The 203-nt window shown below is 52.2% G+C and carries 1 protein-coding gene; it reads right to left on the reverse strand.

All coding sequences use genetic code 11. The annotated features are described in order from the left end of the window. On the reverse strand, window positions 1-173 hold a 173-nt coding region (locus ACZ3HG_RS25150), incomplete at its 3' end, for a transposase (protein WP_465335303.1). Between the last annotated feature and the right edge of the window lie 30 nt (window positions 174-203).

Genomic DNA, 203 nt, shown 5'->3' on the forward strand with positions numbered 1-203 from the left:
AGCGACTTCAGGCGCTTAACTTCAGGCACCTCCATACCGCCATACTTCTTACGCCAGGTGTAAAACGTGGCATCGGAAATGGCATACTTGCGGCAGAGTTCACGGGCGGATACCCCAGCTTCGGCTTCGCGGAGAATACTGATGATCTGTTCGTCGGAAAAACGCTTCTTCATGGGGATGTCCTCATGTGGCTTATGAAGACA

It is taken from the genome of Erwinia sp. PME.40.26/001 (assembly GCF_055556675.1).